Origin of the sequence: Streptomyces sp. SudanB25_2051 (genome assembly GCF_964272635.1) — a bacterium.
In the GTDB taxonomy this organism is placed as follows: domain Bacteria; phylum Actinomycetota; class Actinomycetes; order Streptomycetales; family Streptomycetaceae; genus Streptomyces.
In genome coordinates this window covers 2,371,005-2,396,751 of record NZ_OZ186787.1, presented here as the reverse complement: position 1 = coordinate 2,396,751, position 25,747 = coordinate 2,371,005, and the positions used below count along the sequence as shown (strand labels likewise).

Here is a 25,747-nt window from a genome sequence, read left to right as displayed (position 1 = left end):
GGTTTGGGTGGGTTCGCCCGTTGTCCGGGGCGTCGGGGTGACGGGAGGTGAGCGGCGACCGGTCGCCGGCCGGCGGGCGGGCGCCTAGCGGCCCGGCGGGCGGGCGACTCGCGGCTCAGCCGACGGACGCCCAGCGGCTCGCGGGCGGGCGCCCCGCGGGGCTCGGCGGGCGGGTGTCCCGCGGCTCAGCGGGTGGCGCGTTCGTACGCCGTGACCACCTCGTCGGAGGGGCCGTCCATGAGGACGCGGCCGGACTCCAGCCAGATCGCCCGGTCGCAGGTCTCCCGGATCGTGGAGTTGCTGTGGCTGACGAGGAACACGGTGCCCGCCTCGGCCCGCAGTTCGTTGATCCGCTGCTGGCTGCGCTGCCGGAACGCCGCGTCGCCGGTGGCCAGCGCCTCGTCGATGAGCAGCACGTCGTGGGAGCGGGCGGCGGCGATGGAGAACCGCAGCCGCGCGCCCATCCCGGAGGAGTAGGTGCGCATCGGCAGGGAGACGAAGTCGCCCTTGTCGTTGATCCCGGAGAAGTCGACGATCTGCTGGTACCGCTCCTCGACCTCCCGGCGGGTCATGCCCATCGCGAGCCCGCCGAGGACGATGTTCCGCTCGCCGGTCAGATCGCCCATCAGCGCGGCGTTGACCCCGAGGAGGCTGGGCTGGCCCTGCGTGTAGACATGGCCCTCGCTGGGCGGCAGCAGCCCGGCGATGGCCTTCAGCAGCGTGGACTTGCCGGAGCCGTTGCTGCCGATGAGCCCGATGGCCTCGCCCTTGTACGCGGCGAAGCTGACGCCCTTGACGGCGTGCACGGTACGGGTCGCCGGGGCGGCCTTCCCCCGCGCGAGGACCCTGCCGAGGAGCGAGGTCCCGGCGGGGCGGGCGGCACCCGCCCCCTGGACGGTGTAGGTCACATGGACGCCGTCGACGACGACGGTCGGAACGCGCTCAGCCACGGCCGTACGTCTCCTCTGCCTGCCAGAACCAGATGAACCCGCCGGCGAAGGCGGCCAGCGCCCAGCACGCCGCCGCCGCCCACACGTGCGGCGGCAGCTGCGCGGCGGTGAAGCTGTCGATCAGGGCGAAGCGGACCAGGTCGATGTAGAGCGCCGCCGGGTTGTACTGGAGGGCCAGCTCCACCAGGCGCGGCAGGTCACGGCCCGCCAGCACGTGCTGGATGCTCCACATCACGCCCGACGCGTACATCCAGGTCCGCAGGACGAACGGCACGATCTGCGCCACGTCCGGCGTCCGCGCCGCGAGCCGCGCCAGGGCCAGGCCCGCACCCGCGTTGAAGAGCGTCTGCAGGACCAGCGCCGGGACGGCGAGCAGCCAGGACGCGCCCGGCCGCGCGCCGAAGCCGATCAGGATCGCGAGCAGCGCCGCGAGCGAGAACGCCAGCTGCTGGAGCTGCTGGAGGGCCAGCGCGAGGGGGAGGCTCGCGCGCGGGAAGTGCAGCGCGCGCACCAGGCCGAGGTTGCCGCTGACGGCGCGGGTCCCGGCGGTGACCGTGTTGGCGGTGAACGTCCAGATGAAGACGCCCGTCACCAGGAACGCCGCGAAGTCCGGGACGTGGTTCCGGGTGTCCATCAGGACGCCGAAGATGAAGTAGTACACGGCCGCGTTGAGCAGCGGCGTCGCCACCTGCCACAGCTGCCCGAGCCTCGCCTGGCTGTACTGGGCGGTGAGGCGGGCCGTCGCGAAGGCGGTGATGAAGTGGCGCCGCGACCACAGCTGCCGCACGTACCGGGGGAGCGGCGGGCGGGCGCCGCTGACGGTCAGCCCGTGCCGCAGGGCGAGCGCGCGCAGGTCCTCGGCGGGCACCTCGTAGGTGGGGGCCGCCACGGAGGCCGGCCCAGAGGCCGGCTCCGGGTCGGCGGCGGGCCGCCGGGGCGCGGCCGGTGGCGGCGCCATGGTGCTCACGGGACTCACCGGGGCGCTCCCCTTTCGTCGGGACGTATCCGTATCGTCGCTACGTCGAGGTTAGGGCGCCTGTACGTCGGAACGCAACCGTCCCGTCGTGACGCGGGCGGCGCGCTATGATCCCGGGCATGACGCCACCCCCGACCGGAACCCCCCGCCGCGCCCCGGCCGGAGCCGCCGTGCTCCGCGAGGACGTGACCGAAGCGATCCGCGCGGCCGTCTTCGAGGAGCTGGCCGCGGTCGGGTTCGCGCGCATGTCCATCGAGGGCATCGCGCGGCGGGCTGGCGTCGGCAAGACGGCCGTCTACCGGCGCTGGAAGTCCAAGCTGTCGCTGGTGCTCGACCTGCTGACCGCGTTCGCCGTCAAGGGCCTGCCCGCCCCGGAGACCGGCTCGCTGTACGGCGATGTGCGCGCCCTGCTGGAGGTCGCCGCGCACGCGCTGCGCCACCCGGTGGCGTCGCAGGTCATCCCGGACCTGCTCGTGGAGGCGGCACGGCACCCGGAGATCACCGAGGCGGTACGGGCGACGCTGCTCGACAGCCAGCGCGGCGTGGTCGCGCAGGTGGTGCGGGACGCGGTGGCGCGCGGCGAGCTCCCGGAGGGCGCCGACGCGGACCGGGCGCTGGAGCTGATCGTGGGCCCGCTGTACTGGCGGCTCGTGGTCGTGCGGGACCCGCGCCTGCCGGAGGGGTACCTCGACGGCCTGGCGCACGCCGCGGTGGCGGCCCTGCGGGCCTGAGCGGCGCGTACCCGAGCGGCGCGCACCCGAGCGGCGCGCACCCGAGCGGCGCGCAGGGGCGCCGCGGGGCGTCCGGGAGCGCGTACGGCTCGCGCGGAGCTCAGGGGGCGCGGACCGCCGTGTCCGCGAGCGCCTCCACGACCGCCCGGTGGCCCACGGCGGCCAGCACCGGGTTCCGGACGCGGTAGTAGTGCTCCGCCATGAGCCCGAAGCACAGCGCCCAGCCGCGCCCCCGCGCCCAGGTCGCGTCGTCCACGTCGGCGGCGGCGCGGAACACCTCACGCGTGTCGGCGGTGAGGACCGTCCAGGCCGCCATCAGGTCGCACGCCGGGTCGCCCACACCGAGCCCGCCGAAGTCGATCACCGCCGTGAGGACGCCGTCCCGGCCCAGCAGATTGCCCGGCAGCAGATCGCCGTGGAGCCAGACGGGCCGGCCCTCCCACTGCGGCAGCCGCAGCACGGCCTCCCACGCCCCGGCGGCGGCGTCCCCGTCGACGGTGCCGTCCGCGCCCAGGTCCCGGATCGCGGCGCGCACCTCGGCGTCGCGGCCGCGGACGGGGCCGCCCCGGAACGACGGCGGGCCGCCCGTCGCGTCGGCCCCGCGCAGTGCCCGTACGAACCCGCCCAGCGCCTTCGCGGCGCCCTCCAGGTCGGTGAGCGGCTCGTCGTACGCGTCGGCGCCGTCCAGCCAGCGCAGCACCGACCAGGGCAGCGGGAACTCCTCGCCCGGCTCGCCCCGGCCGACCGGCACCGGCACGGCCAGCGGCAGGCACGGCGCCAGACGCGGCAGCCAGCGCTGCTCCTTGGCGACCTGCCGGGCGGCGCCGGGGACGCGCGGCAGCCGCACCACGAGATCGTCGCCGAGGCGGAACATGGCGTTGTCGGTCCCGGCGGAGGGCACCAGGGTGACGGGCAGGTCGGCCCAGCGCGGGAACCGCGCGGCGACCAGGCGGCCCACCAGGCCGGCGTCGATGTCCAGTTCGTCGTCGTGCATCTTGGGTCCGGGCACGGTGGGGGAGCCTAGCCAGCCGTACGCCGCCGCTCCACGGCTTTTCCGCGGCCGGCCGGGCCCCGCCTCCCGTACGCGAAGGGCTACTTCACCGCGCCGGCCATCACCCCCGACACGAACTGCCGCTGGAAGGCGAAGAACACCGCCAGCGGCACCACCATCGACACGAACGCGCCCGGCGCCAGCACGTCGATGTTGTTGCCGAACTGGCGGACCTGCTGCTGGAGCGCGACCGTGATCGGCGGGGCGTCGGAGTCGGCGAAGATCAGCGCGACCAGCATGTCGTTCCACACCCACAGGAACTGGAAGATGCCGAGCGACGCGATCGCCGGGCCGCCCAGCGGCAGCACCACGCGCGTGAAGAGCCGGATCTCGCCCGCCCCGTCGAGGCGGGCCGCCTCCAGCAGCTCGCGCGGGATCTCCGCGAAGAAGTTGCGCAGCAGGAAGATGGCGAACGGCAGCCCGAACGCCGTGTGGAACAGGACCACGCCCAGCGTCGTCTCGAAGACGCCGATCTCCCCGAACAGCTTCGACACGGGTACGAGCGCCACCTGCACCGGCACCACCAGCAGTGCCACGACGGCCAGGAACCACCAGTCCCGGCCCGGGAACTCCATCCACGCGAAGGCGTATCCGGCGAGCGAGCCGATCACCACGACCAGCAGCGTCGCCGGGACGGTGATCAGGACCGTGGACAGCAGCGAGTCGGTGATCGTGTCGTTGCGCAGGATCGCCGCGTAGTTGTCGACCGTCAGCTGCGCGGGCGCGGTGAAGACCGTCCACCAGCCGCTGCCGCTGATGTCGGACGGCGACCGCAGCGACGACAGCAGCAGCCCCACCGTGGGCATCAGCCAGAACAGCGCCACCACGACGAGGAACAGCTGCGTGGCGCCCCCGGCGAGCCGCGACACCGCGCGCCCCGCCCAGGAAGCGCGCGGGGCCGGGGAAGGGGAGTCCGGCGTGGCCGGTCCGGTCCGAGACGTCATCGCCGCGACTCCCTCCGTATGCGCCGGATGTTGAAGAACATCACCGGGATCACCAGCAACAGCAGCAGCACCGAGATGGCGCTGCCCACGCCCAGATGGGCGTCCGTGCCGAACGAGGACCGGTACAGCTGCAGCGCCAGGACGTTCGCGTCGTCCTGCACCGAGCCCGGCGCGATGATGAACACCAGGTCGAAGATCTTCAGCACGTTGATCATCAGCGTGACCAGCACCACCGCGAGGACCGGCGCGAGCAGCGGCACCGTCACCCGGCGGAACACCTGCCACTCGTTGGCGCCGTCCACCCGCGCCGCCTCCAGCAGCTCCCTCGGCAGCCCGGCGAGCCCCGCCGCGATGAGGACCATCGCGAAGCCCGCCCACATCCAGATGTAGCTGCCGATCACGGCGGGCGTGACCAGCGCGGGGCCCAGCCAGTCCACGCCGTTGTACGGCTCGCGGAAGTTCGACTCCGGCAGCCGCAGCAGCGCCCCGTCCGCCGACGCGGGCAGGGTGAACGACCCGTCCGCCGCGGCCGTCGCCGTCGCGACGACCCGCCCGTCCTTCACCGCCTCGATCCGCAGGCCCTTCAGGCCCAGCTCCTTCGCGTCGACGGTGTTGGGCGTGCCGCCGCCGCCCTTGGTGAAGTCCAGCCACGCCGTGCCGGTCACCGCGCCGGGCTCCGGGCGGGGAAGCGCGGCGGGACGGGCGTCGCCGGGCATCTTGGCGGGCGCCACGCCGACGAGCGGCAGCAGCGCCGGGCTGCCCGCCCGTACCGGCTGCTTCGTCTCGTACGCGCCCTCGCCGGCGGGTTTCAGCGGGTGCACCGGCAGCGGGCGGGCCTTGGGGTACCCGGACGACTCGGCGAACGTGTCGTGGACGCCCACCCACACGGCGTTCGCCACGCCCCGGTCGGGGTCCTGCTCGTACACCAGCCGGAAGATGATCCCGGCGGCCAGCATGGAGATCGCCATCGGCATGAAGACGACCAGCTTGAACGCCGTGCCCCAGCGGACCCGTTCGGTCAGCACGGCGAAGACCAGTCCGAGGGCGGTGGCCAGGGCCGGGGCGACGACCACCCAGACCGCGTTGTTCCGGACGGCGGTCAGGATGGTGTCGTCGGTGAAGATCTCGACGTAGTTGTCCAGCCCGGCGAAGCCCGTGCCGGCCCGGTCGAAGAAGGACCGCTGGACGGAGTACCCGATCGGGTACACGACGAGCGCGCCGAGCAGCACCAGCGCGGGCAGCAGGAACACCCCGGCGACCAGCCCGCGGGTGCCCGTCACGCCCTTGCGGAGGCGCTGCGGGTCCTTCGCGGGCCGTCGCCGCTGCCGCGGCCGCTGCTCGGGTTCCCGGGGCCCTCGCGGCCCCTGGGGCGGGGGAGCGGCTGCCACGGCGTCAGCCCCCGTTCTGGTACGCCTTGGCCGCGTCCGCCTCCAGGCGCGCCTGCGTCCCAGCGATGTCCTTCGGGTTCTTCAGGAAGTCCTGGAGCGCTTTCCACTCGCCCTTGCCGGGCGTGCCGCCGAACGACTGCGGCATCTGGTCCGACATGTCGAAGCGGAAGTCGTCACCGGCGGCGATCAGCGCCTTCGCGATGCCGCGCTGCACGTCGTTCGGGTACGCCGACGGGTCCAGCGACTTGTTGGGCGAGAGGAACCCGCCCTCCGCCGCCCAGATCGCCGCCGCGTCCGGCGACGCGAGGAACGTCAGCAGCGCCTGCGCGGCGGGCTTGTCGGTCATCGCCACCGCGACGTCCCCGCCGGTCACCACGGGCGGCTCGCCGCCGTCCACGGCCGGGAACGGGAACACCTTCGCGTCCTCGCCGACCTTCGCCTCGGTCTGGGCGATGTTGATCGAGACGAAGTCGCCCTCGAAGACCATCGCCGCCTTCGGCTGGTCGCCGCCGGTGAACGTCTGCGTCACCGACGTCGGGAACTCCGTCTGCAGCGCCCCGGACGCGCCGCCCGCGATCAGCTGCGGCTTGCCGAACAGCTCCGCGAGGGTCGTCAGGGCCCGCTTCACCGACGGGTCGGTCCACTTGATCTCGTGCTTCGCCAGCTGGTCGTACTTCTCCGGCCCGGCCTGCGACAGATAGACGTTCTCGAACCAGTCCGTCAGGGTCCAGCCGTCGGCGCCGCCGATGGACACGGGCGTGACACCGGACGCGGAGATCGTCTCGGCGGTCGACATCAACTCTTTCCACGTCTTCGGCTCGGACGCGCCCGCGTTCTCGAAGACGGCGGCGTTGTACCAGATCAGCGACTTGTTGGCGGTCTTGAAGTACACGCCGTACTGCGTGCCGTTGACCGAGCCGAGGTCCTGCCAGCCCTTGGAGTAGTTCTTCGCCAGCTGCGCCTTCGTCCCGGCGCCGGCCGGTTTCGCCCACTTCCGTTCGACGGCCTGCTGGAGCGCGCCCACCTGCTGGAGCATCGCCACGTCGGGCGGCGACCCGCCGGCGATCTTCGTGCCGATGTAGTTGAGCATCGCGTCCTGCGTCGGCACGTACGAGACGCGCGCGCCGGTCCGCTTCTCGAACTCCTTCAGGACCTTGGTGAACGCCTCCTGCTCGGGCCCCGTCCACACGGCGACCACCTGCAGTCGCTGCCCGTCCAGCTTCGGCAGCTCGACGGTCGGCGCGGTGCCCTTGCCGGTCGTGTCCCCGCCGGATCCGCTCTCGCCGCCGCCGCCGTCACCGCAGGCGGCGAGGGTGAGCGCCAGGGCACCGATGGCCGCGAAGGCCACGACGGTCCGGCGTTTGCGTGGAGTTGTGCGCATCACTGCCCCGTTTCTCCCGTGTGCGTCGTCCCTGTCGTCTGTCCCTTTCGCTCTGGTCTACGCCGCGCACCGGAGGGCCGCAATACCGCCTTCCGCCCCTACTCCCCGATCGTGATGGGCTCGTGACGTCCCGTCAGAGCCGGGCCCGTCCATGCTCGTCGGCGCGGCCTCACCGGACGGGCCCCGCCGGGCCGGAGGCGGGCACCAGCGGCGGTACGGGCTGCGCGCCCACCGAGCGGGCCGCCCGGTCCAGGGCGCTGGCCAGCAGCGCCAGGTCCGTCGGCCCGTTGCCCAGCTCCCGTACGGGACGCCGCGCCGGCGGGTCGCCCATGCGCTCCCACTCCAGCGGTACGACGGTGGGGCGCAGCGTCCCGGTGCGCGGGATGCGCCCGGTCACGCGGCCCGCCTGGAACGGTGTGACCCGCCCGTCCGCGTGCCGCAGCAGCCCCCTGCCGGGCGCCGGGTCGTCGGGGCCGGGCGACACGGGCGGCGCGTCCAGCACCACTCGCAGCCGCGCCCGCCGGTCCGGCTCCGTGCCCGCGGTGCGGTCCGGGTGCGCCGTCGCGGCGACCAGGTGGACGCCGAGCCGCTGCCCGTCCCGGGCGACGGCCTCCAGGGCGCGTACGACCGAACCGGCCGCCGGGCGGCCCGGGCTGCCGAGCGCGGGCGCGATCAGCGCGTCCAGGTCGTCGACCAGCACGACGAGGCGGGGCGGCGCCGGTACGGGCGCCTCGCCGCCGCCCAGGCCGCCGCCCGCCGCGGGGCGCGGCCACGGCGTCCTGCCGGGCGCGGGGTCCGGTTCCCCGCCGCGCTGCCCGCCCACGGAGTCCCGCGCGGAACGCTGCTCGGGTACGACCCGGTCGCCGCCGGCCCGGCCGCCGGGGCCGTCGCCGCCCGCGCGGCCGGCGAACCCCCCGCCGCCGGTCCGGCCGGCGAACCCGTCGCCGGTGCCCTCGCGCGGGCCCTCCGTGAAGCCGTCGTGCCCCAGCAGTTCCGCGCGCCGCTTCAGCTCGGCGCCCAGCGCCTGGGCGAACGCCCGCATCCGCACGGGGTCGGACGCGACGAGGTGGTCCACCACGTGCGGCAGGTCCGTGCACGGGCGAAGTCCCTCACCCCGCTCGCCGCCCGCGCCGTCCACCAGCAGCAGCGCCAGCCGGTCCGGCCGCGACGCGGCGGCCAGCGACGCCGCGACGGAGCGCAGCAGCTCCGTACGGCCGCTGCCCGCCGGGCCCTCCACCAGCAGGTGCGGTCCGTCCGGGCCGGTCAGGTCCACGCCGAGCGGGCCGTGCGGGCCCGCGCCCAGCACCGCCGTTCCGTCCGGGGCGGACGCCCAGCGGGCCATCAGCGAGGCGGGGGTGGCCCGCGCCAGCTCCAGTTCGTCCAGCAGCCGCGACGACCGGGGCAGCGCCACGGCGGCGGCCCGGCCCGGCGGTTCGGGCCCGTCCGCGCGCAGCGGCGCCAGCGAGCGGGCGAACCGCTCCGCCCACGCGCCCGACACCGCGTCGACCGCCGCCACCGTGCCGTGGCCCGCCGGATGGCCGCCCGCCGTGCGCATCACCCGCAGCGCCGTGGCCACGTCGCCCGTCAGCAGGCCCACCGCGCCGCACTCCCGGAACGCCACAGCCGCGGCGCACGCCGCCTCGTACGCCGCGGCGGCCGGGAACACCGCCGTCGCGGGCGGCGTCTCCGCCAGGCACACCACGTGCACCCCGGCCGCCGCGCCCGCGCCCGCCAGCCGCGCGACCATCTCGCGCAGCGCCGCCGTGCCCGGGTCGCCGTCGACGACCACCACGGTGTACGGCCCGCTCGCCGCGCCCGCCTCGTGCGCCCGCCGGAACCGCTCCGCCGCCTCGACGACGGCCCGGCTGTCCGCCTCCGCCCAGCCGGGGCCCAGCGGTCCGTCGTCCAGCCGCCGGGTCAGCTCCGCCACGCGCGCGGCGGCCTGGTCCCGGTCGTACGCCAGCAGCAGCCGGCAGTCCTGCCCGTGGGCGGGCCTCACGTGCGGCAGCCAGCCGAGCCACGCCCAGTCGCCGCGGCGCTCCTCCAGGGGGCGCGCCCGGTCGGCGCTGATCAGCACGATCTCCAGGTCGGCGGGGGCGTGCAGGGCGGCCAGCTGCGCGACGACCGAGCGGGCCAGGCCCAGCAGCCGGGGGCGCGGCCCCGCGAGGCCGAGCGAACCGGCCTCGCGCAGCCCGACCGTGACGGGAACGGCGGCCAGGTCGGCCCGGTCCGTCGTGCCGAGCCGCACCGCCAGCGCCTCCGGGTGGCCCGGTGTCCGCTCCCACAGCCGCGCCCCGGGCCCGAGGGCGGTCAGCAGCACGGCGGCCGGGTCTGGCCACGCCTCGGCACCGGCCCCGCGCGGGGCGTCCGCCGGTACGGCGCCGCTGCGGGCGCCGCCGCCGTCCCGGTCCTGCTGGTCGCCGCGCGCGCCGGTGAGCCGCCGGGCCCAGGCGCCTATGCCGCGCCGCCGGGCGGGCTGCTCCGGGACGCGGGTGCCGCGCGCGGGTGTGCCCCCGGCGCCGCTCTGGTCGCGCGCCATGCCGTCGTAGGCGCCGGGTCCGGCGGTGCCGTGCGGCGGGACGCCCTGCGGGCCGCCGCGGGGGACGTGGCCGTCCGGGGCGGCGCCGTGGGGCGCGGCGCGGTCGTACGCGGCGGCGGCGCCGTACCGGGGGTCGGCGGGGGCCGGGGCGCTGCCGGACGGGCCGCCTTCGCGCGCGTAGGAGTGCCGGGGATCGGCACCGGCGCCCGGGCGGCTGCCCGGTGAGGCGTCCTGCCGTGAGCCGGGGTGCGGGGAGGCGCCGGGGCCGCCCGTGCCGTCCTGGAGGCCCGGGCCGTCGTGCGCGCCGCTGTGGCGCATGCCCTGAACCGTGCCCGTCCCCGCGCGTGTGGAGCCGCCCCCGGCGCCGCCCCGCGCGCCCGCCGCCCGCTCGTGCCCGCCCGCGTCGGCGAAGCCCGTACCGGTGCCGCCGCCACCTGCGGGGCCCGCAGCGTCCGTCCCAGGACAGCCGAATGCGGGCGCGGCGGTCGCCGCCGCCTCCGGGAGCAGCCGCGTCACGCGTACGTGCCCCTCGCCGTCCGGCGCCGTCGGCAGCGGCGCGGCGGGCTCGGCGCCCAGCGACAGCCGCAGCGCCGACTCGCCGATCCGCAGCAGCGCCCCCGCGGGCAGGCGTACGGGCCGGGAGCCGACCGGGCGGCCGTCCAGCGTCGTCCCGTTGGTGGAGCCCAGGTCCGCGACGGTCACGTGCCCGTCGGCAGCGACCGTGACCTCGCAGTGGAGGCGCGACACGTCGGGGTCGTCCAGCGGTACGTCGGCGTCGGCGGACCGGCCGACCCGGATGTCGCCGGGGTGCAGCAGATGCACGCCGCCCGCGTCGGGCCCGGCCACCACGTGCAGGCGCGCCACCGCGCCGTCCGGGGCGCCGGTGTCCTGCGCGGGGGCCTGGAGCGCCAGCACGGCCCCGTCCACGAGGGGCGGCTCGCCCAGGGCGCAGCGCTGGAGGTCGAGCCGTTCACGCCCCGCGTACAGCACGACGGGGCCCGTGCCCGCCGCGCCGTCCGGGCCCGCGACGGCGGCGGCGATCCCCGACGCCACGGCGGCCAGGGCGGTGCCCGCGGGGGCGGTGACGAGCACGTCGCAGGCGCGCCGTGCGGTCTGCCCGCCGGGCGGCGCCGCGAGGACGGTCAGCCGGATCTGCATCGCCGTCAGCGGTCCCTTCTGCGCGACGCGCCCGACGGCGGAGGGCAGCACCCGGCGTCCCCCCGCCCGTGCGCGGACACGTCGTCCGGTACAGGTCGGCACGGCCCGCCGCGGGGCTCCCGGCCCCGCGTTGCGCCGTGCAGGTGCATCCTCCCACCTGCCGCCGACAGGATGTCCGCCCACCGGCAAAAAACGATCTTGAAATTCGCCGCCCGCCAGGGGAAACGCCGGATTGCGCCCGCACTGGGCCCATCTGCGACGCCGGGCAACCGGCGGCCCGGACGGCACGTCTTCCCTTGCGTCACCCCCGGAGCGGCACGTTCGAAGGAAATTCGAAGCGGCCGGAACGGCACTAGAGTGGGTCGGACGCGAAAGCCGGCCCGGCACCTCCACGGGGCCCGGGCGGGCCGGAGCGGAGCAGCTTCGGACCACGATCGCAGGGAGCGCATGACCGTGCGGCCAGTCGGCAGCAAGTACCTGCTCGAGCAGCCGCTCGGACGCGGCGCCACGGGCACCGTCTGGCGTGCCCGCCAGAGGGAGACGGCGGGCGCCGAGGCGGCCGTCCCGGGCCAGCCCGGGGAGACCGTCGCGATCAAGGTTCTCAAGGAGGAGCTCGCCAACGACGCGGACGTGGTGATGCGCTTCCTGCGGGAGCGCTCCGTCCTCCTCCGCCTCACCCACCCCAACATCGTCCGCACCCGCGACCTGGTGGTCGAGGGCGATCTGCTCGCCCTCGTCATGGACCTCGTCGACGGCCCGGACCTCCACCGCTACCTGCGCGAGAACGGGCCGCTCACCCCGGTCGCCGCCGCGCTGCTGACCGCGCAGATCGCGGACGCGCTCGCCGCCAGCCACGCCGACGGCGTCGTGCACCGCGACCTCAAGCCGGCGAACGTCCTGCTCGCCGAGCGGGACGGGCGGATGCACCCGATGCTCACCGACTTCGGCATCGCCCGCCTCGCCGACTCGCCGGGCCTGACCCGCACCCACGAGTTCGTCGGCACGCCCGCCTATGTGGCGCCCGAGTCCGCCGAGGGCCGGCCGCAGACGTCCGCCGTGGACATCTACGGCGCGGGCATCCTGCTGTACGAGCTGGTCACCGGCCGCCCGCCGTTCGCCGGCGGCACGGCCCTGGAGGTGCTGCACCGCCACCTCAGCGAGGAGCCGCGCCGCCCCTCGACCGTGCCCGCCCCGCTGTGGACGGTCATCGAGCGGTGCCTCAGCAAGGACCCGGACCGCCGCCCCAGCGCCGAGAACCTGGCGCGCGGGCTGCGCGTGGTCGCCGCGGGCATCGGCGTCCACGCGAGCGTCACGGAGATCGAGGCGGCCGAGGGCGTGGGCGCCCTGCTGGCCCCCGACCCGTCGCCCGCGCCCGTCCCCGGCACCCCGGCCCCCGACGCGCCGGGCGCCTCCGACGCCACGCAGGTCCTGCCCAGCACCGGCCAGGGCGCCCCGCAGTACGACCCGGCGGCCGCGACCAGCGTCCTCCCGCAGACCGGCCCGCCCGCCGGCGCGGGCCAGCAGGGCGGCGCCGGGCAGCAGGGCGGCGCCGCCGACCCGACCGCCGTCATGCCTCCCGTACCGCGGCCGGAGGAGCCGCACCCGTGGCAGACGCAGCTGCGCGCCGCGCGGGACCGCAACGAGCAGACGCAGATCCAGTACATCGACCCCAGCGAGGACCCGCTGCGCCGCCGCCCCCAGCGCCGCCCGCAGCAGCCGCCCCCGCCGCAGCAGCAGCCGCCCCAGTACCGGCCGCAGCACCAGAGCTACGGCCAGCAGCCCCCGCCGCAGCAGTACGCCCCGCAGCCGCAGGCCCAGCACCCGCCGCAGCCGCGCCCGCAGTACGCCCCGGCGCCGCAGCCGCCCCGGCAGCAGTACGCGCCCCAGCCGCAGGCGCCCCAGCCCCAGCAGCCGCAGCCGCCCGCGCCCCGCGCGCCCCGGCAGCGCAGCGCCAACCCGATGCGCATCCCGGGCCTGGGCTGCCTCAAGGGCTGCCTGTTCACGATCGTGCTGTTCGTCGTGGCCGGCTGGCTCATCTGGGAGCTGACCCCGCTCCAGGACTGGATCGCCCAGGGCAAGAGCTACTGGGAGGCCATCGGCGACGCGTTCACGGCCGTCAGCGACTGGATCTCCGAGCTGACCAGCAGCACGGAGACACCCCCGACGACGCCCGCCCAGCAGTAGGCCCTTCGCAGGCGGCCCCCGCCACCCCGGAGCAGCGGCACGGGGATGGCGGGACCGCGGGGCGGCGGGCGGCACGACGGCAGCGGGCGCGGCACAGCAGGACCTCACTCCCGGGTCCCGGCAACAGCAGTACCCCTCCTGGGCGACCTGGCACAGCAGTGCCGCGCCCCGTCGACCGGCCACCGCAGCGCCCTGGGCGTGCGGTCGGCTGCGTGCGGCAGCGGCCCGGCAGAGGCGGCCGACCCGTCGGCTGAGCGCGGGCGGCACAACGCCGGACACGGACACGGCGGCCACCCTGTCGCTTTGTCGACTTCGGAGGGGTGATTTCCGCTCCCGCGTGAGTGGCGGTGCCCGCACCCGCGTAACTTGGTCGGGAACGCCAGCCGCTGAGGGAGCAGTCTTGGCACGGAAAATCGGCAGCCGGTACACGGCTCACCAGATCCTGGGGCGGGGCAGCGCCGGCACGGTGTGGCTCGGGGAGGGCCCGGAGGGCCCCGTCGCCATCAAGCTGCTGCGCGAGGACCTCGCGTCGGACCAGGAACTCGTAGGCCGCTTCGTCCAGGAGCGCACCGCCCTGCTCGGGCTCGAACACCCGCGGGTGGTGGCCGTGCGCGACCTGGTCGTGGACGGCAACGACCTGGCCCTCGTGATGGACCTGGTCCGGGGCACCGACCTGCGCAGCCGTCTCGACCGCGAGCGCCGCCTCGCCCCCGCCGCGGCCGTCGCCATCGTCGCGGACGTGGCCGAGGGACTCGCGGCCGCGCACGCCGCCGGGGTCGTCCACCGGGACGTCAAGCCGGAGAACATCCTCCTCGACATGGAGGGCCCCCTCGGTCCTGGCGGCGCCCACCCCGCGCTCCTCACCGACTTCGGCGTGGCCAAGCTCATCGACACCCCGCGCCGCACCCGCACCAACCGCATCATCGGCACACCCGACTACCTGGCGCCCGAGATCGTGGAGGGCCTGCCCCCGCGCGCCGCCGTCGACATCTACGCCCTCGCGACGGTCCTGTACGAGCTGCTGGCGGGCTTCACGCCGTTCGGCGGCGGGCATCCGGGCGCGGTGCTGCGCCGCCACGTCACCGAGACGGTCGTCCCGCTGCCGGGCATCCCCGACGAGCTGTGGCAGCTGATCGTCCAGTGCCTGGCCAAGGCGCCCGCGTCCCGCCTGCGCGCCTCGGAGCTGGCCGCCCGGCTCCACGAGCTGGCGCCGCTCGTCGCGCACATGCCGCCCCTGGAGGTGGACGAGCCGGGCGCGGAACCGTCGTCGGAGCCGTACGAGGACGACCCGTACCCCACCCTCCCGGACAGTCCGCGCCGCGCCGCCGTCCCGCTGGTGCCGGGGTCGTCGGCCGACTCCAGCCGGGACACCCACACGTCGATGCGCGTCCCCGGGCCCGACGAGCTGTCCGGCGGCCCCCTCGGCACGGCCCGCGCCCCGCGCGCCCCCGGCCAGCGCCGCCCCGGTTCGGCCCGCAACAGGTCCTCCGCCGTCCGCAGGCGCCGCCTCGCGCTGTCCTTCGCGGGCGCGGCCCTGGTCGCGGCGGTGGGCGTCGGCGGATGGTTCGCGGCCGGCGGCGACGAGGCGGAAGCCCCGCCGCAGGACTCCCGCCAGTCGGCCCCGGAGTCGGCCCCGGAGTCGGTCCCGGAGTCAGTCCCGGAGACGGCCCCGTAGCGAGCCCGGCCCGCCCCCGGACGCCCGCCCGCCGCACACGGCCCGGGGCGGCGGGCCCGGTCCGGCCCGCCGGGCGCCGCATGCGAGCCCGCTCCACGCGCGCGTGCGGCCACGCCTCCACGCGCGCGTGGAAGGGCCCTCACCCGCCCGCGCGCGCGGGCCCCGCACCCCGGGAACGGTCCCGCGCCGGCCCGCGCCGGCGGGGGAACGGTCCCGCGCCGGCCCGCGCCGGCGGTCGGCCGGCCCCTCGGGGGAGGGGACTGTCCGAGCCAGCCGTTACGCTGGACCCGTGGCAGTCGTCGACGTATCCGAAGAGCTGAAGTCCCTCACCTCGACCATGGGGTCCATCGAGGCGGTCCTCGACCTCGACAAGATGAGGGCAGACATCGCCGTGCTCGAGGAGCAGGCGGCCGCGCCGTCCCTGTGGGACGACCCCGAGGCGGCACAGAAGATCACCAGCCGGCTTTCGCACCTCCAGGCCGAGGTCCGCAAGGCGGAGACCCTGCGCGGCCGGATCGACGACCTCGCGGTGCTGTTCGAGCTCGCCGAGGCCGAGGACGACCCGGACACGCTGGCGGAGGCGGAGGCGGAGCTCGCCGCCGTCCGCAAGGCGCTGGACGAGATGGAGGTCCGCACCCTCCTGTCCGGCGAGTACGACGAGCGCGAGGCCCTCGTGACGATCCGCGCCGAGGCGGGCGGTGTCGACGCCTCCGACTTCGCGGAGCGCCTCCAGCGGATGTACCTGCGCTGGGCCGAGCGGCACGACTACAAGACCGAGATCTACGAGACGTCGTACGCCGAAGAGGCCGGCATCAAGTCGACCACGTTCGTCGTCCACGCGCCGTACGCCTACGGCACGCTCTCCGTCGAGCAGGGCACGCACCGCCTGGTCCGCATCTCCCCGTTCGACAACCAGGGCCGCCGCCAGACGTCGTTCGCCGGTGTCGAGGTCCTGCCCGTCGTGGAGCAGACCGACCACATCGAGATCCCGGAGAACGAGCTCCGCATCGACGTGTACCGGTCCTCCGGCCCCGGTGGCCAGTCCGTCAACACGACGGACTCCGCGGTCCGCATCACGCACATCCCGACCGGCGTGGTCGTGTCCTGCCAGAACGAGAAGTCGCAGATCCAGAACAAGGCGTCCGCGATGCGCGTCCTCCAGGCCCGGCTGCTGGAGCGCCAGCGCCAGGAGGAGCGCGCCAAGATGGACGCGCTGAAGGGCGACGGCGGCAGCTCCTGGGGCAACCAGATGCGCTCGTACGTCCTGCACCCGTACCAGATGGTGAAGGACCTCCGCACCGAGTACGAGGTCGGCAACCCGCAGGCGGTCCTGGACGGCGAGATCGACGCCTTCCTGGAGGCGGGCATCCGCTGGCGCAAGCAGCAGGAGCAGGAGAAGTAGACCGCTCCGTTCCGCACGACCGGCGCCGCACTCCCTCGGGGAGTGCGGCGCCGCCGCGTTGCCGCCGCGAGGCGGTGGCGGCGGGAACGCCCCCTGTCCCAAGGCGCCGCGCCCCGCGCGATTTCCGGCCGGACACCGAACAGCGGTGGCTTTGTCGACAAGGTAATCGCCTTTCCCACCAGCGGATTTCGCGTTTACGTCACAGATGCATGCCCGCATAGCGGGCAAAGGCGGACCTCTCAACCGTAGTGCGGCGTAACGTCCTTGACGGCCCTTTGAAAAGCCGAAAGTCTGGGGCGCGGCATGCGCGAATCTGGGGCGCGTGTGAACGGGGGCTCGTCCAGTGACGTCTCAAGGCCCTCCTGTCCTGGCCCCGGTGCGCTGCTCCACTGACGAGAACAGCTACTGGGGGTAGCAGCTTTATGACCAAGAAGATGCGGGTCAGGGTCGCGCGGATAGCCGCTGGTGCGGTGATCGCCGCGGGCGCCTCCCTGACCGCGGCTGGGGCCGCTCAGGCGGCGGGCATCGAGCTCGGCTTCTCCACCGAGGAATGCCCCCCGATCAACCCCGCCTGCGGTGACAGCAGCGGCGGTACCTCCTCCAGCGGTGGCACGTCCACCACGGGTGGCGACGCGTCCACCAGCGGTGGCGACGCGTCCACGACGGGCGGCGACTCGTCCACCAGCGGTGGCGCGTCCATCAGCGGCGGCGTGTCCATCGGTGGCGGTGCGTCCACGACCGGTGGCGACGCCTCCACCAGCGGCGGCGGTGCGTCCACCACCGGCGGCGACGCCTCCACCAGCGGCGGCGGTGCCTCCACGACCGGTGGCGACGCGTCCACCAGCGGTGGCGGTGCGTCCTCCACCGGCGGCGACGCCTCCACGAGCGGCGGCGCGTCCACGACCGGTGGCGGCTCGACCTCCACGGGCGGTGCGTCCACGACCGGTGGCGGCTCCTCCTCCAGCGGTGGCGCGTCCACCACGGGCGGCGGCTCGTCCTCCACCGGCGGCGCCTCCACGAGCGGCGGTGCGTCCACGACCGGTGGCGGCTCCTCCTCCACGGGCGGTGCGTCCACGACCGGTGGCGACTCCTCCTCCAGCGGTGGCGCGTCCACCACGGGCGGCGGTTCCTCCTCCAACGGCGGCACCAACACCACCGGCACCACCGGCACCAACGGCGGTGGCGACGACGCCGCGTCCACCGGCGGTTCCAGCTCGACCGGCGGCAACGTCGGCACCTGCGAGGTGACCGTCGACGGTGCCGAGTGCGCCGACAACAACCCGGGCACCAACAACGTCGGCTCGCAGCCGGTCCAGCAGGGCGAGGCCAAGGAGGAGCTGGCGGAGACCGGCGCCGCCGAGACCTCGTTCCTCCTCATCGGCGCGGCCACGATGATCGCCGGCGGCATCGGCTTCCGCATGCTGCCGCGCCTGGTCGGCGGCCGTACCGTCGCCTAAGAGCGCCCGTGCCCGGACCACCGGGCACACGGAAGGGCCCGGACACCGTGACCCACGGTGTCCGGGCCCTTTCACACGAAGTCGCACGGGAGAAGCGGTACGGGACGGCCGCACCCGAAGCCGTACGGGAAGAGCCGCAGAAGCCGCAGAAGCCGTACGGGAAGAGCCGTACCCGAAGCCGTACGTGCGGACCTGCCCTCGGAGCCGTACGTGCGGGCCTGCCCACCGAGCCGTACACGCGGAGCCGCCCATCAAGCCGTACCGAAGGGCCGTACGAGAAGCCCCGCACCGGACCCAGGAGCCAACCCCAGCCACGCCGGCGACCGGCCCGCAGCCGACGGCCCCCCGGGGGGGCTACGCGGGCTGGTGGGCCGCGACCAGCGCGGCCGCCGTCGCCACGAGCAGCAGGAACAGCGTCAGCAGCGCGAACGGGCTCAGATTGCCCCAGGGGCTCTGCTGCATACGCGCGCGGTTGGCACGGCACACCGGGCAGCGGCCCTGGCTCACGGGCGCGGCGCAGTTGGCGCACACCAATCGGTCATAGGTCATGCGCTCTCCTCCTCCCGCGCGGCGGAGCCGCCGGACCGCGGACTGTCCACCGGGTTCTCTCCGCACAACGCTGCGGGAAACGCGTCCGTTCCCCTTCCACTGTGCCAGGTCCGACGATTTTAGGCGCGCCCCACCGGATTCCCCCCGGTCACAGCCCTCTACCACAGCCCCTGAGATCGGGCAATCCGGGCAAGTCCGGACGGTGCCTGCACGGGGCATCCCGGTTCGCGTATGGTCACGCTCACCTACTCCTCCCGGCCGACCGTGGGTGCACCCGTGATCCGATTCGACAACGTCTCCAAGTCCTACCCGAAGCAGAACCAGCCCGCGCTCAGGGACGTCTCCCTGGAGATCGAGAAGGGCGAGTTCGTCTTCCTGGTGGGGTCATCCGGCTCCGGGAAGTCCACCTTCCTGCGGCTGCTGCTGCGCGAGGAGCGCGCCAGCACGGGAACGGTGCACGTCCTCGGCAAGGACCTCGCCCGGCTGTCCAACTGGAAGGTGCCGCACATGCGCCGCCAGCTGGGCACGGTGTTCCAGGACTTCCGGCTGCTGCCGAACAAGACGGTCGCGCAGAACGTGGCCTTCGCGCAGGAGGTCATCGGCAAGTCGCGCGGCGAGATCCGCAAGTCCGTCCCCCAGGTCCTGGGCCTGGTCGGCCTCGCCGGCAAGGAGGACCGGATGCCGGGCGAGCTGTCCGGCGGTGAGCAGCAGCGCGTGGCCATCGCCCGCGCGTTCGTCAACCGGCCGATGCTGCTGATCGCGGACGAGCCGACCGGCAACCTCGACCCGCAGACGTCGGTGGGCATCATGAAGCTCCTCGACAAGATCAACCGCACGGGGACCACCGTCGTCATGGCGACGCACGACCAGAACATCGTCGACCAGATGCGCAAGCGCGTCATCGAACTGGAGAAGGGCCGGCTCGTCCGCGACCAGGCCCGCGGCGTCTACGGCTACCAGCACTGACCGTCCGCGGACGGCGGCGGTAGCAGCAGGCTTCAGTCACGGCAAGGAAAGGCTCTACGCACGCGATGCGCGCCCAGTTCGTACTCTCGGAGATCGGTGTCGGCCTCCGTCGCAATCTCACGATGACCTTCGCCGTCATCGTCTCGGTGGCCCTGTCACTCGCCCTGTTCGGCGGCGCGGTCCTGATGGGCCAGCAGGTCAACGCGATGAAGGACTTCTGGTACGACAAGGTCAACGTCACCATCTACCTCTGCAACAAGAACGACGCGGAGACGGCGGAGACCTGCTCCAAGGGCGCCGTGACCGCCCAGCAGAAGGAGCAGATCGAGGCGGACCTCAAGAAGCTCGACATCGTGCAGACCGTGCACCACGAGACGGCGGAGGAGGCGTACAAGCACTACCGGGAGCAGTACGGCGACACCGCCATCGCCAGCGTCATCACCCCGGACCAGATGCAGGAGTCGTTCCGGGTGAAGCTGAAGGACCCGGAGAAGTACGAGGTGGTCGCCACGGCCTTCTCGGGCCGCTCCGGCGTCCACTCGGTGCAGGACCAGCGCGGCATCCTGGAGAACCTGTTCAACATGATGCGCGGCATGAACGTCGCGGCGCTCGTCGTCATGGGGCTGATGCTGCTGATCGCGCTGATGCTGATCGTCAACACGGTGCGCGTGTCGGCGTTCAGCCGCCGCCGCGAGACCGGGATCATGCGGCTCGTCGGCGCGTCCAGCTTCTACATCCAGATGCCGTTCATCATGGAGGCCGCGTTCGCCGGACTGCTGGGCGGACTGGTCGCGTGCGGACTGCTGCTGATCGGGCGGTACTTCCTGATCGACGAGGGCCTCTCGCTGGCGGAGCAGATGCCGTTGGTGCAGTTCATCGGCTGGGACGCGGTGTTCTCCGTACTGCCGCTGGTCCTGGTCATCGGCCTGCTGATGCCGTCGCTGGCCGCCGCCGTCGCGCTGCGCAAGTATCTGAAGGTGTGACAAGCGCCCCTGGCGCCGTGCGGGCAACGCCCGTACGGCGCCTTCTGCTTGTCCTAGAGTGGGCGGCATGTCGCTGCCGGGTCCAGAGTCCTCGCTCCGGCCCCGCCACACCGGGCGCGGGGCCGTACTGACCGTGCTGTTCGCGACCGTCCTCGCGGCGGCCGCCGCCACCAACTCCCTTCCGCACGACGGCGGGGACGACACGTCGCGGGCCGCCAGGGGCGCGCCGTCGGCCGTGCCCGCCCGTTCCGACGACGCCGCCGCGGGGGACGAGGCGGTCCGCGACGAGGTGGCACGGGCCGCGGCCGAGGCCGCCGCGGACGGCAAGTCGGTCGCGCAGGCCGCCGAGGAGGTCGTCAGCCGCAGCGGTGACCGGTGGGGCGCCGTCTACGACAAGAGCGAGTACGAGGACCTCCAGCGCGCCCTCGACGGCTCGTACACGGGCGTCGGGCTCGGCGCGCGCCGCACCGCCGACGGGCACGTCGAGGTGGCGCGGGTGCAGCCGGGCGGCCCCGCCGACCGGGCGGGACTGCGCACCGGCGACCGGATCGCCGCGATCGACGGCCGCCCCGTGCGGGGGCGTACCGCCGCCGAGGTGGTCGCCCTGCTGCGCGGCGACGGTACGGGCGGGGCGGCGGCGCGCGCGGCGGCCGGCTCCACCGTCGCCCTCGGGGTGCGGCGGGGCACGCGTGCGTGGACGGTCACCCTGCGGCGTGCCCGGCTCGCCACCGAGGCGGTGACCGTGCGGCGGGTCGGCGACGCGGTGCTGATCCGGGTGAGCGCCTTCACGCGCGGCAGCGGCGAGCGGGTGCGTGAGGCCGTGGACCGGGCGCCCGAGGGGGCGGGGGTGCTGCTGGACCTGCGGGGCAACGGCGGCGGCCTGGTCACCGAGGCGGTCGACGCGGCGTCCGCGTTCCTCGACGGCGGGCTGGTCGCCACCTACGACGTGCACGGCGAGGAGAAGGCGCTGTACGCCGAGCCCGGCGGCGACACCGGCAGGCCGGTCGTCGCCCTGATCGACGGCGGCACGATGAGCGCGGCCGAGCTGCTGACCGGGGCGCTGAAGGACCGGGGGCGCGCCGTGACGGTGGGGACGCGGACCTTCGGGAAGGGCTCGGTGCAGATGCCCAGCAGCCTCCCCGACGGTTCGGTGGCCGAGCTGACCGTGGGGCACTACCGGACCCCGGCGGGCGCGCGGGTCGACGGGCGGGGCATCGCCCCGGACGTGCCGGCGCCGACGGGGGCGGAGGAGCGGGCCCGTACGGTATTGAGTGGCCTCGGGGCGGGCACGTAGTGCGAAAATGGCCGCACTATGGCTAAGGAAAAAGGGCGCAAGCTGATCGCGCAGAACAAGAAGGCGCGGCACGACTACCACATCATGGACACCTACGAGTGCGGTCTCGTCCTGACCGGCACCGAGGTGAAGTCGCTGCGCCAGGGGCGGGCCTCGCTGGTGGACGGCTTCGTGCAGATCGACGGGCACGAGGCGTGGCTGCACAACGTCCACGTACCGGAGTACAGCCAGGGCACGTGGACCAACCACTCGGCCCGGCGCAAGCGGAAGCTGCTCCTGCACCGCGCGGAGATCGACAAGCTGGAGTCGAAGTCGGGGGAGACGGGTCACACGATCGTGCCGCTCTCGCTGTACTTCAAGGACGGCCGTGCCAAGGTCGAGATCGCCCTCGCGAGGGGCAAGAAGGAGTACGACAAGCGGCAGACGCTGCGCGAGAAGCAGGACCGCCGCGAGGCCGAGCGGACGATGTCGGCGATCCGCCGCAGGCAGCGCGCCTGACCGCCCACCGCGGGCACGGGTCACCATGAAGTGGCCCAGCTCACACCTCGGCGGAAATACGCTGGCACGGTCCGGCGTTGATCCCGTACGATGGCACCTGCCCCTCACGGCAGGGGCGGCGCCCCTCAGGGGGCTTGAAAAATCAACATGGGGATGATCGGTTTCGACAGCGGTTGTCGAAGCAGGGGAAGCGTGTCGAGGAAGCGGCCATGATCTCGTAAACCACAGGCCGAAAAAAATAATCGCCAACACCAAGCGCGATTCCTTCGCCCTCGCTGCCTGAGTAGCGACTCGCGAAGTGTCAGCCCGGGGCTGTTCCCGACCCGGATCCTGGCATCAGCTAGGGAACTAAACCTCTAGGCCCGGTCACGGGGCGTAGAGGGAAATCACACAGTGACTGAGCCCGTCGGAGACTTGTCCGCGTGATCTCCGGGGCCGAGAAAAGCGAAGCGGACTGCACACGGAGAAGCCCTGGTTCTGCACCGTTGGACGCGGGTTCGATTCCCGCCATCTCCACTTTCCCATGTGAGCGAAGGCCCGGCTGCCCCAAGGCAGCCGGGCCTTCGTCGTGCCCGGGCACGGGCGCGGTGACGCCTGTCCGCCCCGCCGCCGGAGCGTGGCGGGGACGGTCAGGAGGGCTGGACCTCGTCGAAGAGGGCGAGCGCTTCGGCGGGGTCGGCGCTCACCAGGCGCTCCAGCCCGTCCGCGGTGATCCGCCCCCACCTGCCGGCCCGTTCCCACATCCGCTCCTCGAAGGCGCGGACGGCCTCGTCCGGGTCGCCGGGGCAGGTGGCGACCGCCTCGGCGAGCTCGGCGCCTTCGAGCATCGCGAGGTTCGCGCCCGCCCCCAGCGGCGGCATCAGATGGGCGGCGTCGCCCAGGAGCGTCACTCCGGGGACGTGCGCCCAGGTGTGCGGCACGGGCAGGACGTGAAGGGGGCGGCGGACGAAACGGGCGCTTCGGCGAAGGAGGTCCAGGACGGGGGCGGCCCAGCCCTCGAACAGGGCCGGCAGGCGCGCCCGTACGGCCTCGTCGCCGGCCCGGTCCAGGTCCGCGTGCCGGTCGAGCGGCGCGCGGAACTGGGCGTACACCTTGACGTGGCCGCCGCTGCAGCGCTGGGCGACGAGCGCGCGGTTCACGCCGTACACGGCCACGGAGCCGTCGCCGACCAGCCGGGCGAGGTCGGGGTGGCGGGTGTCGACGTCGTCGAGTGAGCTCTCGACCAGGGTGACCCCGGTGTAGTGCGGCGTCACCGGGGAGACCGCGGGGCGGACCCGCGACCAGGCGCCGTCCGCGCCGACCACGAGGTCGAACGTCTCCCGGCGCCCGTCCGCGAGGCGGACCAGTACGCCGTCCCGCCCTCCCGGCACCACCCGTGTCACGGCCCGTCCCCACTGGACGTCGAGTCCGTCGAGCAGCAGGTCGCGGAGCTGCCCGCGGTCGATCTCGGGGTTGGCCCGGTCGTCCGGGCCGGGCCGCCAGTCGCGCAGGACGGTCCCGTCCGGGTCCAGGATGCGCATCGCCTGCCCCTCGGGCCGGGACAGCGCCCGGAAGCCGGCCAGCACCCCCGCCTTGTCCAGGGCGAGCTGCCCCAGCCCTTCGTGCAGGTCCAGCGTGCCGCCCGATGGACGCGCGTCGGGCGCCGGGTCGCGTTCGAGCACGGTGACGGGGTGGCCGTGGCGGTGCAGCACACGGGCGAAGGTGAGGCCGGCGGGGCCGCTTCCGACCACGGCGATACGGTGTCTCATGTCGATACACTGTATTTCGCCCTTACGATGTATCGCAAGGGACGAGAGAAACGGTGTGACCATGACAGTCTGGGACCGGCCGGAGCCGCCTCCCCACCCCGTGCCGCTCGACCGTGAGCGGATTGTCGCCGCCGCCGTCGCGCTGGCCGACGAGGGCGGGCTGGAGGCCGTGTCGGTACGCAAGGTCGCCGCCCGGCTGAACGCCGGCCCGATGCGGCTTTACGGCTACATCGCCACCAAGCAGGAGCTGTTCGACCTCATGGTGGACGAGGTCCAGGCCGAGATCCTTCCCGCGGAGCGGCCCGCCGACTGGCGGGAGGCGCTGCGCGTCCTCGCCCACCGCACCAGGCAGGCCGCGCTGCGCCACGAGTGGCTGGCCGACCTGCTCGGCGCCCGGCCGGGTCTCGGCCCCAACGGGCTCGCCGTGACCGAGGCCACGCTCGCGGCGCTGGACGGTCTCACCGACGTCGACACCGTCCTGCGCGCCGTGGAGACCGTCGGCGCCTACGTCACGGGGGCGATCAGACGCGAGATCGCCCACCTGCGGGCCGAGCGGGACACGGGCCTGTCGGAGCGCGACTGGCAGCGTGCCTCCGGCCCGCACGTCACGAGGATGCTGGCCACCGGACGCTTTCCGGCACTGGCCAGAGCCGTGCACGACGGCACGGACGTGGACGCCGAGACCTCCTTCGCGACCGGCCTGGAGTGGGTCCTCGACGCGGTGGCGGCCAGGCTCGCCCCGCAGCCGTGACGTCCGCCGCCGTGACGGCGTGACGCCGTGGGCCCGTCGCCGTGACGTCCGCCGCCGTGACGGCGTGACGCCGTGGGGGCGTGGCGCCCCTGCTGCGCCGTCAGTGGGCCGGCGGGGCCGGGTTGGTGCCCGTCAGAAGGGTCAGGAGGTGGTCCATCTCGGCGCGCCACTGGCGGTGGACGTTCATCCGGGTGGGCTGGGCCTGGCCCGGCAGCTGGAAGCGGAAGGAGCTCCACACCGTGTTGCGGCGTATGTCGCCGATCGCGCCCGCCACCTGCGCGGGGGCCAGCGCGTACGCGATCTCCTTCGGGCGGTTGGTCATCCGGTCCGCCTTGTGGATGACGACCGCCTGCTCGGTCACGGTGATGAAGTAGTACGTCAGGAACAGCTGGCCGATCAGGCCCAGCATGCTCATCAGCCACACGCTCGGGCCCGCCACGGCCTGGATCATGACGAGCGGCCGGTCGGCCGGGTTGGCCTCGGCGAGGGCGGCGGCGACCTGCTGCTGGATGGTCGCCTTCTTGATGGCCATGGGGGCTCCACTGGGGAAGGGGGACGGTGTGCGGCGCCCGCGCCCGGGGACGGGGCGCCGCAGCGTATCGGGTGCTCCCCGTCCTCCTACGGCGGGGGTCAGCCCAGGGCGCGGTGGTAGCGCAGCCCCGGGCGGCCCGTCAGGACCAGTTCGCCCACGCGCGCGAAGCCGTTGCGCTCCAGCACCGCGCGGGACGCCAGGTTGTCCACCGTCGTGACCGCGCTCAACTCGCGCAGCCCGTACGCCTCCGACGCCAGGCGGCACACCTCCGCGACCGCCGCCGTCGCCACGCCCCGCCCGGCCGCCCGCTCCGCGATCCGGTAGCCCAGCTCCGGCGGTTCCGCCTCCACGCACACCAGGTTGACCCGGCCGATCAGCGTGCCCGCCTCGTCCAGGACGACGTGGAAGTGGCGCAGCCCCGCCTCCTGCTCCTCCAGCAGGCTCCGGTGCCGCTCCGCGAACTCCGCGAAGTAGGCGTCGCCCCGGTCGGGTATCGACCGGGCGAAGTAGGCCCGGTTCTCCCGCTCGAACTCCAGTAGCGCGGGCGCGTGGTCGGCCCGCAGTCGCTCCACCCTCACCATGGCCCGGAG

Annotated in this window: 21 protein-coding genes and 1 other RNA gene; 11 read left to right on the top strand and 11 right to left on the bottom strand. The window is 74.5% G+C overall.

What is annotated here, in order from left to right:
- Positions 1 to 185: 185 nt before the first annotated feature.
- Both ACSUPT_RS10645 and ACSUPT_RS10640 read right to left on the bottom strand, forming a co-directional pair.
- Positions 186 to 950, bottom strand: a complete 765-nt coding sequence (locus tag ACSUPT_RS10645) for an ABC transporter ATP-binding protein (RefSeq protein WP_351967646.1) — start codon at positions 948 to 950, stop codon at positions 186 to 188.
- Complete coding sequence (locus ACSUPT_RS10640) at positions 943 to 1,908, bottom strand: ABC transporter permease (protein ID WP_436946194.1); 966 nt, start codon at positions 1,906 to 1,908, stop codon at positions 943 to 945. Before ACSUPT_RS10640 ends, ACSUPT_RS10645 begins: the two co-directional genes overlap by 8 nt.
- A gap of 125 nt (positions 1,909 to 2,033) precedes the next feature.
- Here ACSUPT_RS10640 and ACSUPT_RS10635 point away from each other — a divergent pair, with 125 nt between their 5' ends.
- Positions 2,034 to 2,657, top strand: a complete 624-nt coding sequence (locus tag ACSUPT_RS10635; protein WP_351967645.1) for a TetR/AcrR family transcriptional regulator — start codon at positions 2,034 to 2,036, stop codon at positions 2,655 to 2,657.
- A 100-nt stretch (positions 2,658 to 2,757) separates the two neighbouring features.
- Here ACSUPT_RS10635 and ACSUPT_RS10630 read toward each other — a convergent pair whose 3' ends face one another.
- From ACSUPT_RS10630 to ACSUPT_RS10610, 5 genes are all read right to left on the bottom strand, one after another.
- Positions 2,758 to 3,666 (bottom strand): aminoglycoside phosphotransferase family protein, encoded by a 909-nt coding sequence (locus ACSUPT_RS10630; RefSeq protein WP_436944126.1) that lies wholly within the window; start codon positions 3,664 to 3,666, stop codon positions 2,758 to 2,760.
- A gap of 83 nt (positions 3,667 to 3,749) precedes the next feature.
- Positions 3,750 to 4,652: a carbohydrate ABC transporter permease gene (locus tag ACSUPT_RS10625; RefSeq protein WP_365726804.1), complete on the bottom strand. Its 903-nt coding sequence runs from the start codon at positions 4,650 to 4,652 to the stop codon at positions 3,750 to 3,752.
- Positions 4,649 to 5,932 carry a carbohydrate ABC transporter permease gene (locus tag ACSUPT_RS10620; RefSeq protein ID WP_436944125.1) on the bottom strand — a complete coding sequence of 428 codons (1,284 nt, stop codon included), beginning with the start codon at positions 5,930 to 5,932 and terminating at the stop codon, positions 4,649 to 4,651. The genes ACSUPT_RS10625 and ACSUPT_RS10620 overlap by 4 nt, the downstream gene beginning before the upstream one ends.
- A 112-nt stretch (positions 5,933 to 6,044) precedes the next feature.
- The gene (locus ACSUPT_RS10615; RefSeq protein ID WP_436944124.1) at positions 6,045 to 7,421 is read right to left on the bottom strand and encodes an ABC transporter substrate-binding protein; all 1,377 of its coding nucleotides are present in this window, start codon (positions 7,419 to 7,421) and stop codon (positions 6,045 to 6,047) included.
- A gap of 169 nt (positions 7,422 to 7,590) precedes the next feature.
- Positions 7,591 to 11,118 (bottom strand): FHA domain-containing protein, encoded by a 3,528-nt coding sequence (locus ACSUPT_RS10610; RefSeq protein WP_436946193.1) that lies wholly within the window; start codon positions 11,116 to 11,118, stop codon positions 7,591 to 7,593.
- A 453-nt stretch (positions 11,119 to 11,571) separates the two neighbouring features.
- Here ACSUPT_RS10610 and ACSUPT_RS10605 point away from each other — a divergent pair, with 453 nt between their 5' ends.
- From ACSUPT_RS10605 to ACSUPT_RS10590, 4 genes are all read left to right on the top strand, one after another.
- Complete coding sequence (locus tag ACSUPT_RS10605) at positions 11,572 to 13,302, top strand: serine/threonine-protein kinase (protein ID WP_351967665.1); 1,731 nt, start codon at positions 11,572 to 11,574, stop codon at positions 13,300 to 13,302.
- A gap of 400 nt (positions 13,303 to 13,702) precedes the next feature.
- Positions 13,703 to 14,977 (top strand): serine/threonine-protein kinase, encoded by a 1,275-nt coding sequence (locus ACSUPT_RS10600; protein ID WP_436944123.1) that lies wholly within the window; start codon positions 13,703 to 13,705, stop codon positions 14,975 to 14,977.
- 289 nt (positions 14,978 to 15,266) lie between these two features.
- The gene (gene prfB, locus ACSUPT_RS10595) at positions 15,267 to 16,379 is read left to right on the top strand and encodes a peptide chain release factor 2 (RefSeq protein WP_351967639.1); all 1,113 of its coding nucleotides are present in this window, start codon (positions 15,267 to 15,269) and stop codon (positions 16,377 to 16,379) included.
- A 422-nt stretch (positions 16,380 to 16,801) separates the two neighbouring features.
- On the top strand, positions 16,802 to 17,836 hold the full coding sequence (locus ACSUPT_RS10590; RefSeq protein WP_436944122.1) for an LPXTG cell wall anchor domain-containing protein: 1,035 nt from the start codon (positions 16,802 to 16,804) through the stop codon (positions 17,834 to 17,836).
- Positions 17,837 to 18,190: 354 nt separating this feature from the next.
- On the opposite strand, the gene ACSUPT_RS10585 is transcribed toward ACSUPT_RS10590, so the two are convergent.
- Complete coding sequence (locus ACSUPT_RS10585) at positions 18,191 to 18,385, bottom strand: hypothetical protein (protein WP_351967637.1); 195 nt, start codon at positions 18,383 to 18,385, stop codon at positions 18,191 to 18,193.
- Between the two features lie 276 nt (positions 18,386 to 18,661).
- On the opposite strand from ACSUPT_RS10585, the gene ftsE reads away from it, so the two are divergent.
- The 5 genes from ftsE to ssrA all read left to right on the top strand — a co-directional run bounded on the left by ftsE (position 18,662) and on the right by ssrA (position 22,645).
- On the top strand, positions 18,662 to 19,351 hold the full coding sequence (ftsE, locus tag ACSUPT_RS10580) for a cell division ATP-binding protein FtsE (RefSeq protein WP_028964199.1): 690 nt from the start codon (positions 18,662 to 18,664) through the stop codon (positions 19,349 to 19,351).
- 65 nt (positions 19,352 to 19,416) lie between these two features.
- The gene (ftsX, locus tag ACSUPT_RS10575; protein WP_351967636.1) at positions 19,417 to 20,334 is read left to right on the top strand and encodes a permease-like cell division protein FtsX; all 918 of its coding nucleotides are present in this window, start codon (positions 19,417 to 19,419) and stop codon (positions 20,332 to 20,334) included.
- 67 nt (positions 20,335 to 20,401) lie between these two features.
- Positions 20,402 to 21,628, top strand: a complete 1,227-nt coding sequence (locus ACSUPT_RS10570) for a S41 family peptidase (RefSeq protein WP_436944121.1) — start codon at positions 20,402 to 20,404, stop codon at positions 21,626 to 21,628.
- Positions 21,629 to 21,646: 18 nt separating this feature from the next.
- Positions 21,647 to 22,126, top strand: a complete 480-nt coding sequence (gene smpB / locus ACSUPT_RS10565) for an SsrA-binding protein SmpB (RefSeq protein ID WP_351967634.1) — start codon at positions 21,647 to 21,649, stop codon at positions 22,124 to 22,126.
- A gap of 149 nt (positions 22,127 to 22,275) precedes the next feature.
- Positions 22,276 to 22,645, top strand: a transfer-messenger RNA (tmRNA) gene (gene ssrA / locus ACSUPT_RS10560).
- A 110-nt stretch (positions 22,646 to 22,755) separates the two neighbouring features.
- Here ssrA and ACSUPT_RS10555 read toward each other — a convergent pair.
- Positions 22,756 to 23,874, bottom strand: a complete 1,119-nt coding sequence (locus ACSUPT_RS10555) for an FAD-dependent oxidoreductase (RefSeq protein WP_399219338.1) — start codon at positions 23,872 to 23,874, stop codon at positions 22,756 to 22,758.
- A gap of 61 nt (positions 23,875 to 23,935) precedes the next feature.
- Here ACSUPT_RS10555 and ACSUPT_RS10550 point away from each other — a divergent pair, with 61 nt between their 5' ends.
- Positions 23,936 to 24,625, top strand: a complete 690-nt coding sequence (locus tag ACSUPT_RS10550) for a TetR/AcrR family transcriptional regulator (RefSeq protein ID WP_436944120.1) — start codon at positions 23,936 to 23,938, stop codon at positions 24,623 to 24,625.
- A gap of 100 nt (positions 24,626 to 24,725) precedes the next feature.
- Here ACSUPT_RS10550 and ACSUPT_RS10545 read toward each other — a convergent pair whose 3' ends face one another.
- Both ACSUPT_RS10545 and ACSUPT_RS10540 read right to left on the bottom strand, forming a co-directional pair.
- The gene (locus tag ACSUPT_RS10545; RefSeq protein WP_361655390.1) at positions 24,726 to 25,157 is read right to left on the bottom strand and encodes a hypothetical protein; all 432 of its coding nucleotides are present in this window, start codon (positions 25,155 to 25,157) and stop codon (positions 24,726 to 24,728) included.
- A gap of 98 nt (positions 25,158 to 25,255) precedes the next feature.
- Positions 25,256 to 25,738, bottom strand: coding sequence for a GNAT family N-acetyltransferase (locus tag ACSUPT_RS10540; protein WP_361655387.1), 483 nt, complete (start codon positions 25,736 to 25,738; stop codon positions 25,256 to 25,258).
- Positions 25,739 to 25,747: the final 9 nt, after the last annotated feature.

Excerpts from the sequence above, each read along its gene's own strand:
- ACSUPT_RS10640 (WP_436946194.1), bottom strand. The coding sequence starts at position 1,908 with ATGGCGCCGCCACCGGCCGCGCCCCGGCGGCCCGCCGCCGACCCGGAG.
- ACSUPT_RS10635 (WP_351967645.1), top strand. The coding sequence starts at position 2,034 with ATGATCCCGGGCATGACGCCACCCCCGACCGGAACCCCCCGCCGCGCC.
- ACSUPT_RS10625 (WP_365726804.1), bottom strand. The coding sequence starts at position 4,652 with ATGACGTCTCGGACCGGACCGGCCACGCCGGACTCCCCTTCCCCGGCC.
- ACSUPT_RS10615 (WP_436944124.1), bottom strand. The coding sequence starts at position 7,421 with ATGCGCACAACTCCACGCAAACGCCGGACCGTCGTGGCCTTCGCGGCC.
- ACSUPT_RS10610 (WP_436946193.1), bottom strand. The coding sequence starts at position 11,118 with ATGCAGATCCGGCTGACCGTCCTCGCGGCGCCGCCCGGCGGGCAGACC.
- ACSUPT_RS10590 (WP_436944122.1), top strand. The coding sequence starts at position 16,802 with ATGACCAAGAAGATGCGGGTCAGGGTCGCGCGGATAGCCGCTGGTGCG.
- ACSUPT_RS10585 (WP_351967637.1), bottom strand. The coding sequence starts at position 18,385 with ATGACCTATGACCGATTGGTGTGCGCCAACTGCGCCGCGCCCGTGAGC.
- ftsX (WP_351967636.1), top strand. The coding sequence starts at position 19,417 with ATGCGCGCCCAGTTCGTACTCTCGGAGATCGGTGTCGGCCTCCGTCGC.
- ACSUPT_RS10570 (WP_436944121.1), top strand. The coding sequence starts at position 20,402 with ATGTCGCTGCCGGGTCCAGAGTCCTCGCTCCGGCCCCGCCACACCGGG.
- smpB (WP_351967634.1), top strand. The coding sequence starts at position 21,647 with ATGGCTAAGGAAAAAGGGCGCAAGCTGATCGCGCAGAACAAGAAGGCG.
- ACSUPT_RS10555 (WP_399219338.1), bottom strand. The coding sequence starts at position 23,874 with ATGAGACACCGTATCGCCGTGGTCGGAAGCGGCCCCGCCGGCCTCACC.
- ACSUPT_RS10550 (WP_436944120.1), top strand. The coding sequence starts at position 23,936 with ATGACAGTCTGGGACCGGCCGGAGCCGCCTCCCCACCCCGTGCCGCTC.
- ACSUPT_RS10545 (WP_361655390.1), bottom strand. The coding sequence starts at position 25,157 with ATGGCCATCAAGAAGGCGACCATCCAGCAGCAGGTCGCCGCCGCCCTC.
- ACSUPT_RS10540 (WP_361655387.1), bottom strand. The coding sequence starts at position 25,738 with ATGGTGAGGGTGGAGCGACTGCGGGCCGACCACGCGCCCGCGCTACTG.